At 66.4% G+C, this 8,304-nt stretch carries 8 protein-coding genes and 1 pseudogene; 5 read left to right on the top strand and 4 right to left on the bottom strand.

Going from position 1 to position 8,304, the window contains the following annotated elements; translation table 11 throughout:
* From AC1D1S_RS16955 to AC1D1S_RS16940, 4 genes are all read left to right on the top strand, one after another.
* Positions 1-678 (top strand): IclR family transcriptional regulator (locus AC1D1S_RS16955; protein ID WP_476994990.1); only part of this gene is annotated, 678 nt, incomplete at its 5' end.
* Positions 679-797: 119 nt separating this feature from the next.
* Positions 798-1,928 carry a cupin domain-containing protein gene (locus AC1D1S_RS16950; protein WP_243177549.1) on the top strand — a complete coding sequence of 377 codons (1,131 nt, stop codon included), beginning with the start codon at positions 798-800 and terminating at the stop codon, positions 1,926-1,928.
* A complete protein-coding gene (locus AC1D1S_RS16945) occupies positions 1,928-2,764 on the top strand; it encodes a fumarylacetoacetate hydrolase family protein (protein WP_459384731.1) in 837 nt (278 codons plus the stop codon). The genes AC1D1S_RS16950 and AC1D1S_RS16945 overlap by 1 nt, the downstream gene beginning before the upstream one ends.
* Positions 2,764-3,522: a maleylpyruvate isomerase family mycothiol-dependent enzyme gene (locus AC1D1S_RS16940; protein WP_476944317.1), complete on the top strand. Its 759-nt coding sequence runs from the start codon at positions 2,764-2,766 to the stop codon at positions 3,520-3,522. Before AC1D1S_RS16945 ends, AC1D1S_RS16940 begins: the two co-directional genes overlap by 1 nt.
* 86 nt (positions 3,523-3,608) lie before the next feature.
* Here the strand turns inward: AC1D1S_RS16940 and AC1D1S_RS16935 are convergent, their stop codons facing one another.
* The 4 genes from AC1D1S_RS16935 to AC1D1S_RS16920 all read right to left on the bottom strand — a co-directional run bounded on the left by AC1D1S_RS16935 (position 3,609) and on the right by AC1D1S_RS16920 (position 7,793).
* Positions 3,609-4,373, bottom strand: coding sequence for a TetR/AcrR family transcriptional regulator (locus AC1D1S_RS16935; protein WP_476994989.1), 765 nt, complete (start codon positions 4,371-4,373; stop codon positions 3,609-3,611).
* Between the two features lie 35 nt (positions 4,374-4,408).
* Positions 4,409-6,823 carry an ATP-binding cassette domain-containing protein gene (locus tag AC1D1S_RS16930; RefSeq protein WP_476944310.1) on the bottom strand — a complete coding sequence of 805 codons (2,415 nt, stop codon included), beginning with the start codon at positions 6,821-6,823 and terminating at the stop codon, positions 4,409-4,411.
* Positions 6,824-6,927: 104 nt separating this feature from the next.
* Complete coding sequence (locus tag AC1D1S_RS16925) at positions 6,928-7,347, bottom strand: VOC family protein (protein WP_223916337.1); 420 nt, start codon at positions 7,345-7,347, stop codon at positions 6,928-6,930.
* Positions 7,344-7,793 (bottom strand): helix-turn-helix transcriptional regulator, encoded by a 450-nt coding sequence (locus tag AC1D1S_RS16920; protein ID WP_028276331.1) that lies wholly within the window; start codon positions 7,791-7,793, stop codon positions 7,344-7,346. Before AC1D1S_RS16920 ends, AC1D1S_RS16925 begins: the two co-directional genes overlap by 4 nt.
* Positions 7,794-7,897: 104 nt before the next feature.
* On the opposite strand from AC1D1S_RS16920, the pseudogene AC1D1S_RS16915 reads away from it, so the two are divergent.
* Positions 7,898-8,304: pseudogene (locus tag AC1D1S_RS16915) on the top strand (type III polyketide synthase); the annotation flags it as partial.

The raw sequence follows: 8,304 nt of genomic DNA, 5'->3' as shown, positions 1-8,304 counted from the left end.
GAGCTGGGCGTGGCGCCCTCCACCGCCCACCGCCTGCTGGCGATGCTGGTCTACCGGGGTTTCGCCGTGCAGGATGAAAACCGCCGCTATGTCCCCGGCCCGGCAATGGGCGTCGGGCCGGCCGGCCTGAGCTGGACCCGGCTGCTCCGGTCACTGGCCCAGCCGCACATGGAGCTTCTCTCTGCACGGCTCAACGAGACGGTGAACCTCATGGTGCGGGTGGGGACGAAAGTGCGCTTCCTGGCGACGGTGGAAGGGAGCAATGTGCTGCGGGTTGGTGACCGGCAGGGGACGGTGATGGCCGCCAACAAAACGTCGGGAGGCAAGGCCATGCTCGCCGAACTGGAACAGCCGATGATCGACCAGCTCTTTCGCAGCAACAATGCCGAGATTGGCGGGGACACCATTGCGGCCGCGGAGTACCCGGCGTTCCTGCGCGAGCTTGACTCCGTCCGCAGCAACGGATTCGCGGCCAATTTCGAAGGCACGGAAGAGGGCGTGAGCGCGCTCGGGATGGCCCTTCACAACCGGCACGGGCACGTGGTCGGCGCACTCAGCGTCGCCACTCCGGCGACCCGCTTCCGCCGCGTGTTTGACGCCGGACTGGTCCCCGCCCTGCGGGAAACCTGCCGGCAGCTGGAGATCGATATCGCGGCCAACCCGGCCGAGCCGGACTGAGCACCGCGGCCGCCCGGTTCCGGGAATTCTGACCAGCAGAATATGTTGGGGGTCACACACCGGCATCCGTAGAGTCGAACTACGCCAAAGAACTGTTCTGACCTACCGAGGAGGCCCACGTGTCCATCAGCGCCGAGAACACGACTCACGAATCAGTGGCCGCGGGGCACACTGCTCCGGAGCCGACGCCCGAAGAAGCTGCCCAGCTCAAGGAGCTGTACCGGGATTTTGACCGCGAAAACCTGATCCCGCTGTGGACCGAGATCGCAGACCTCATGCCGATGGTCCCGACCCCCAAGGCGGTCCCCCACGTCTGGCGGTGGAGCGACCTGTACCCGCTGGCTGCCCGTGCCGGCGATCTGGTCCCGGTGGGCCGGGGCGGGGAACGCCGGGCCATTGCCCTGGCCAATCCAGGCCTGGCCGGGACGCCATACGCCACCCCCACGCTGTGGGCGGCCATCCAGTACCTCGGCGCCCGGGAAACGGCTCCGGAGCACCGGCACTCGCAGAACGCGTTCCGCTTCGTCGTCGAGGGCGAAGGGGTCTGGACTGTGGTGAACGGGGACCCGGTGCGGATGTCCCGCGGCGATTTCCTACTGACCCCGGGGTGGAACTTCCACGGGCACCACAACGACACCGATGAGCCGATGGCCTGGATCGACGGCCTGGATATCCCGTTCGTGCACTACGCTGACGCCGGCTTCTTCGAATTCGGCACCGAGCGCGTCACCGACGAGGCGACCCCGGACATCTCCCGCTCCGAGCGGCTCTGGGCGCACCCGGGCCTGCGCCCGCTGTCGGGCCTGGATGACACCACGAGCTCCCCCATTGCGGCCTACCGCTGGGAACATACGGACCGTGCCCTGTCCGAGCAGCTGCTGCTCGAGGACGAGGGCCACCCGGCCACTGTGTCCCAGGGCCACGCCGCCGTCCGCTACACCAACCCCACCACCGGCGGGGACGTGATGCCGACCATCCGGGCCGAATTCCACCGCCTGCGCGGCGGGGCCAGCACCGAGGCCGTCCGCGAGGTCGGTTCCAGCGTCTGGCAGGTCTTCGAAGGCTCCGGCTCCGTGGTCCTCAACGGCGAAACCAGGACCCTCGCCAAGGGCGACCTCTTCGTGGTCCCGTCGTGGCAGGAATGGTCGCTGCAGGCCGGAACCCAGTTTGATCTGTTCCGCTTCAGTGACGCCCCCATTTTTGAACGGCTGAACTTCAACCGCACCTACATCGAAGGACGCAACAAGTAATGAGACTCCTCACCCTCCGCACCTCTGTTGGAGACAAGACAGTAACTAAGGCCGTCCGCCAGGACGGCGACACCCTGACCGAGATCGACGGCTTCGCCGACGTCGGAGAACTGCTCCGCACCCAGGGCTGGGAAGCGACGGCGAAGGCGGCGAACGGCGCCACGTACCCGGCCGAGGGCGCCGACCTGGACGCCGTGGTCCCCTCCCCCGGCAAGATCATCTGCGTGGGCCACAACTACCGCAACCACATCAAGGAAATGGGCCGGGAAGTCCCCGAGTTCCCCACCCTGTTCGCCAAGTACCAGGAATCACTGATCGGCCCCAACGATGACCTGGCCCTGCCGCAGGAATCCGACGCCGTCGACTGGGAAGCCGAACTCGCCGTCGTGATCGGCAAAAAAGGCCGCCGGATCAGCGAAGCCAACGCCGCGGACCACATCGCCGGCTACGCCGTCCTGAACGATGTGTCCATGCGCGACTACCAGTTCCGCACCATCCAGTGGCTGCAGGGCAAGACCTGGGAGAAGTCCACCCCGTTCGGCCCGGCCCTGGTCACCAAGGATGAGTTCACCGCCGGCCCGCTGATGACCTCCGCGGTCGACGGCGAAGTCCAGCAGAGCACCCCGACCGGGGATCTCGTGTTCACCCCGGAGTTCCTGGTCTCCTACATTTCCACGATCATCACGCTGAACCCGGGCGACGTGATCGCGACCGGCACCCCGGGCGGGGTGGGCCACGCCCAGGACCCGAAGCGCTACCTGCAGGAAGGCCAGGTCCTGGTCACCACCATCGAGGGACTGGGCCAGCTGAAGAACCGCGTCATCAAGGAAGCCTGATGGTTGCCCGCCAGGACCAGACGACGGACCCGGAACTGCTCGCGGCGCTGCTGCAGGCCCGGCGCGGCACGGCGTTCTTCGCCCGCAAGCTCAATGAACTCAGTGACTCGGAGCTCGACGGCGATTCGCTGCTGCCGGGCTGGACCCGCCGCCACATCACGGCGCACATCGGCTACAACGCCCGGGCGATCGCCCGGCTCATCGAGTGGGCGGCCACCGGAGTGGAGACCCCTATGTACGCCTCCACTGCGGTCCGGGACCACGAGATCGACTTCGGCGCCACGCTGAGCCCGATCGCGCTCCGGCACCTCTTCGACCACTCGGCCGTGCACCTGAACGTCGAATGGCGCGACCTGCCCGGGGACGCCTGGCACCACAAAGTCCGCACCATCCAGGGCCGGGAAGTGCCCGCCACGGAAACGGTGTGGATGCGCAGCCGCGAAGTCTGGATGCACGCCGTCGACCTCGCCAACGGCGCGAGCTTCGCAGACATCCCGGCACCGGTGCTGGAACGGCTGCTGGCGGACATCACCGGCGCCTGGCACACCCGCGGCACCGACAAAGGCCTCGTGGTTAAGGTCCCCGACCGCGAGCTCACGTTCGGGGACACGGCGTCGGCGACCCCCACCGTGGTCTCCGGACCGCTGGCCGCCGTCGTCGAATGGGCCGCCGGCCGCGGCAATGGCGGCGTCACAGCTACCGGGCCCGGCACTGAAGCGAAAGACGGGACGGTTCCAGCCGCCCCGAAGTGGATTTGAGCACTGGCTAGACGGGCGTAAAAGCGGAAGGCCCCCTCGGTGACCTGGTCCCCGAAAGTTGGACTCGTAAGTATGCGAGTTCTACTTTAGCGGCCAACGATCGGTTGGCTCTTCGAAGAAGTCCCCGTCCCATTTGGGACGGGGACTTCTGCGTGCAGCTCTTTCAGGTCCGTTCGTTTCCTGTGCGCAACGACGGTCGTATGCAAGGATGGCTGAACTAACCTCCGGGGGGAGGGGGTATCAATGACGGACGAAGGCAGACGCAGGGGCACGGTAGCCATCGCAGTAATCGGTGTGATTATGTGTCTCACAGGCTGCGCGGCCAACCCGCAATCCTCGGCTACCCAGCGGTCCACAACTACGCAATCCTCAGCCGCTCCGCAGCTCAAGGAATTCGATTCTGTCGATGATGCCCGTCGGGCAGTTGCCGGCGTGATCGCCTGCATGTCATCGATCGCCGTGTCGAACCACTGGTCCAAAGCCGCCTGGATGTCCGGTTCGCTGGCCGCGGCCTGGTGAGCCGCCACCACATAGGGGCGGATGTCGGCCCACTGGTCAAATTTCCGGGCCAGCCAGACCCTGATCAGCTCACGGTCCCCGGACTCCACCACCGAATGCAGCGGCGGGACATCGGCCTCCGTCAGCATCTCGTTGGACCGCTCGACGAGCGAGCGCATGAGCTGGGCTTTGGACGGAAAATGCGAATAGAAGGTTGCCCTGGTGGTGCCCACGGCAGCGGAAATGTCATCCACCGTGGTGGCGGCGAACCCTTTCTCCTCGAAAAGCTCCAGCCCCTTGTCGAGGAAAAGCCGGCGGGTCATCTGCTTTTGAGCGTCTCGAATGCTTGCCACGCCCCCAGATTAGTCCCCCGATTCACCGCATTCGTTCACTTGATGCCGTTTTCAGCCACTGAACCGACGTAGGCCGCCAGGTGCTCGCCGGTGAGGGTGGAGCGGGCGGCCACAAGGCTGCCGGGCGTGCCCTCGAAAACGATCCGGCCGCCGTCGTGCCCGGCGCCGGGACCAAGGTCGATGATCCAGTCGGCGTGCGCCATGACCGCCTGGTGGTGCTCGATGACGATGACCGATTTGCCGGAGTCGACGAGCCGGTCCAGGAGTCCCAACAGGTTCTGGACGTCGGCGAGATGCAGGCCGGTGGTGGGCTCGTCGAGGACGTAGACGTCACCCTTCTCCGCCATCTGGGTGGCGAGCTTGACGCGCTGCCGCTCGCCACCGGACAGCGTGGTGAGCGGCTGGCCCAAGGTGAGGTAGCCGAGCCCGACGTCGACGAGCCGGTCGAGGATCTTGTGGGCCGCCGGGGTGCGGGCCTCCCCTTCGCTGAAGAACACCTCGGCCTCGGTCATAGACATGGCCAGCACCTCGGAAATATTCCGGCCACCCAACGTGTACTCCAGAACTGCTGCCTGGAACCGCCGTCCCTCGCAGTCCTCGCACGTGGATTCGACGGTGGCCATGACACCGAGCTCGGTGAAGATGACACCCGCGCCGTTGCAGGTGGGGCATGCACCCTCCGAATTGGAGCTGAACAGCGCCGGCTTCACGCCGTTGGCCTTCGCGAATGCCTTGCGGATCGGCTCGAGGAGGCCCGTGTACGTCGCAGGGTTGCTGCGCCGCGAACCCTTGATGGCGCCCTGGTCGATCACCACCACACCGTCCCGGCCGTCCACCGAACCGTGGATCAGCGAGCTCTTGCCCGAACCTGCAACACCCGTGACGACGCAGAGCACGCCGAGCGGGACGTCGACGTCCACATCCTTGAGGTTGTGCGTCGAGGCGCCCCGCACCTCGAGCGTGCCGGACGGGGTGCGCACGGAGTCCTTCAACCTGGCCCGGTCGTCGAGGTGCCGCCCGGTGATGGTGTCGCTCCCCCGCAGGCCTCCCACGGTTCCCTCGAAGCACACGCTGCCGCCCGCGGTACCCGCGCCGGGGCCAAGGTCAATGACGTGGTCGGCGATGGCGATGGTCTCCGGCTTGTGCTCGACGACGAGCACGGTGTTGCCCTTGTCCCGCAGCTGCAGCAGCAGCTGGTTCATCCGTTCGATGTCATGCGGGTGCAGGCCGATCGTCGGCTCGTCAAAGACGTAGGTGATGTCTGTGAGGGACGAGCCCAGGTGCCGGATCATTTTGGTGCGCTGGGCCTCGCCGCCGGACAGGGTGCCCGCCGGCCGGTCCAGCGAGAGGTAACCCAGCCCGATTTCGGCGAACGAGTCGAGCAGGTGCTGCAGGCCTTTCAGCAGGGGTGCGACGGAAGGGGCGTCAAGCTCGCGGATCCATGCGGCGAGGTCGCTGATCTGCATCTCGCAGAGGTCCGCGATGTTCTTGCCCTGGATCTTCGCGGACCTGGCCTCCGGGCTCAGCCGGGTGCCGTCGCACTCGGGGCAGGTCTGGAACGTGATGGCGCGTTCCACGAAGGCCCGGATGTGCGGTTGCATGGCGTCGACGTCCTTGGAGAGCATCGACTTTTGGATCTTCGGGATCACGCCCTCGTAGGTCAGGTTGATGCCCTCGACCTTGATCTTGGTGGGCTCCTTGTAGAGGAGGTCGTGCATTTCCTTCTTGGTGAACTTCGCGATCGGCTTGTCCATGTCGAAGCCGGCGCCGCTGAAGATCCGGCCGTACCAGCCGTCCATGCTGTAGCCGGGGATCGTCAGGGCACCCTCGCTGAGCGACTTGCTGTCGTCGTACAACGCGGTGAGGTCGAAGTCCGAAACCGCGCCCATCCCCTCGCAGCGTGCGCACATGCCGCCAAGGTAGACCACATCGCGCACCACGCTCCGCTCGACCCGGCCGCCGGCTTTCTCGGTACTCATCACCCCGCTCGCCTTGCGCGTCGGGACGTTGAAGGAAAAGGCAGTCGGTGGCCCGATGCGGGGCATGCCCAGGCGGCTGAAGAGGATCCGGAGCATGGCGTTCGCGTCGGTGGCGGTGCCGACGGTGGATCGGGGGTTGGCGCCCATCCGCTCCTGGTCAACGATGATCGCCGTCGTCAGCCCCTCGAGGAGGTCCACCTCGGGCCGTGCCAGGTTGGGCATGAAGCCCTGCACAAACGCACTGTAGGTCTCGTTGATCATCCGCTGCGACTCGGCGGCGATGGTGGCGAACACCAGCGAGCTCTTGCCCGAGCCGGACACGCCGGTGAACACCGTCAAGCGGCGCTTCGGGATCTCGACGCTGATGTCCTTGAGGTTGTTCTCCCGTGCGCCCTGCACGCGGATCAGGTCGTGGCTGTCCGCTTCATGCAGCTCGGGCGGCTGCGTGTCCGTGCTCGTGGCAATGCTCATCGTGTCTCCATCTGTTGGGCGGGGCAGCCCCACGCGTCCCCGTCGTCGTCGACTGGCTCTATCTAACCAGCTGGCGGCTGGTCCGGCGGTGGCCGGCGGCCACCTTAGATCGGCTGCTGGATGCGGATCAGGTTGCCCGCGGGATCGCGGAAGGCGCAGTCGCGCACCCCGTAGGCCTGCTCTGTCGGTTCCTGGACCACCTCGGCGCCGCTGGCCTGCAGCCGCTCGAAGGTGGCGTCGACGTCCTTGGTGGCCAGGAGGATGCGCGCATAGGTGCCCTTGGCCATCATCTCGTCGATGGTGCCRCGCTCTTCGTCGGTGACGCCGGGATCGGCGGCCGGCGGTTCCAGCACGATGGATGTGTCCGGCTGGCCGGCCGGGCCGACCGTGATCCAGCGCATCCCGCCGTAGCCGACGTCGTTGCGGACCTCGAAGCCGAGGGTGTCCCGGTAGAAGGCCAAAGCGGCGTCGGGATCGTTGTGTGGGAGGAAACTCGCGTGAATGTTGATGTCCATGGACTTCATGCTAGTTGCGGTTCGGGGGCCGGGACTTCTCGATTCCTGACCGGTCTGGTGACCTGTTTCGCGACGCACGAGGGCATCCCCGCGGTCGCCCTCGCAGCCTCGCGCCGATAGACGCTGGGCGGCACGCCAACCAGTTCGTTGAAGCGGGTGCTGAAGGTGCCCAGCGACGAGCAGCCGACCGTAAAGCAGACCTCGGTGACGCTCAGGTCGCCGCGGCGCAGCAGGGCCATCGCGCGTTCTATGCGCCGTGTCATGAGATAGCTGTACGGCGACTCGCCGTACGCCAGGCGGAACTCGCGGCTGAGGTGCCCGGCGGACATGTGGGCGCCGCGGGCGAGGGCCTCGACATCCAGCGGCTGTGCGTATTCCCGGTCCATTCGGTCGCGGACGCGGCGTAACAGCGCGAGGTCGCGCAAGCGCTGCGCCCGGTCGGGTTTGCTGGTCACAAGTGCGATCGTGCTACGTCGTGCCGGAGTTGTCCAGCCCGAAGGTGTTCCTGAATCTCCGGCCGTTCCATTGTCTTTGGCGGCAGGCTCGCTGAGAATGAACCATGACGGTCTACCTGAGGTCTCTGGAAACTGCAGTCCCGCCAACCATCCTGGTCCAGCCCGAGGCCAGGGCCGTGTTCGCCGCCCAGCCGGGCCTCACCCGGCTCGGATCCCGGCTCGTCAACACGTGCTTTGACTCCGCAGCCATCGACACCCGGCACACGGCGGTGGAGGAACTCACCGCGGACAGCCAGGCGGAAAACCCCCAGTTCTTCGACCCCGCCACCGGCTTGGTGCTCAGCCCCAGCACCAAAACCCGGAACGGCATCTTCGCCACGGAAGCGACCAAGCTTTTCATTGAAGCAGCCCAAAAAGCCCTCGATGCCTGCCCGGGCGTCGAGGCGCGGGACATCACCCACCTGATCACGGTTTCCTGCACCGGATTCTTCAATCCCGGCCCGGACTACAA

Source organism: Arthrobacter sp. P1_A5 (assembly GCF_056406825.1).
Note: the sequence above shows the minus strand (reverse complement) of the source record. Positions and strands in the feature narration are given on the sequence as shown.

What these genes read in the sequence shown, in the direction of transcription:
- AC1D1S_RS16945 (WP_459384731.1), top strand. Translation starts at nt 1,928, where the DNA reads ATGAGACTCCTCACCCTCCGCACCTCTGTTGGAGACAAGACAGTAACT.
- AC1D1S_RS16930 (WP_476944310.1), bottom strand. Translation starts at nt 6,823, where the DNA reads ATGAGCATTGCCACGAGCACGGACACGCAGCCGCCCGAGCTGCATGAA.
- AC1D1S_RS16940 (WP_476944317.1), top strand. Translation starts at nt 2,764, where the DNA reads ATGGTTGCCCGCCAGGACCAGACGACGGACCCGGAACTGCTCGCGGCG.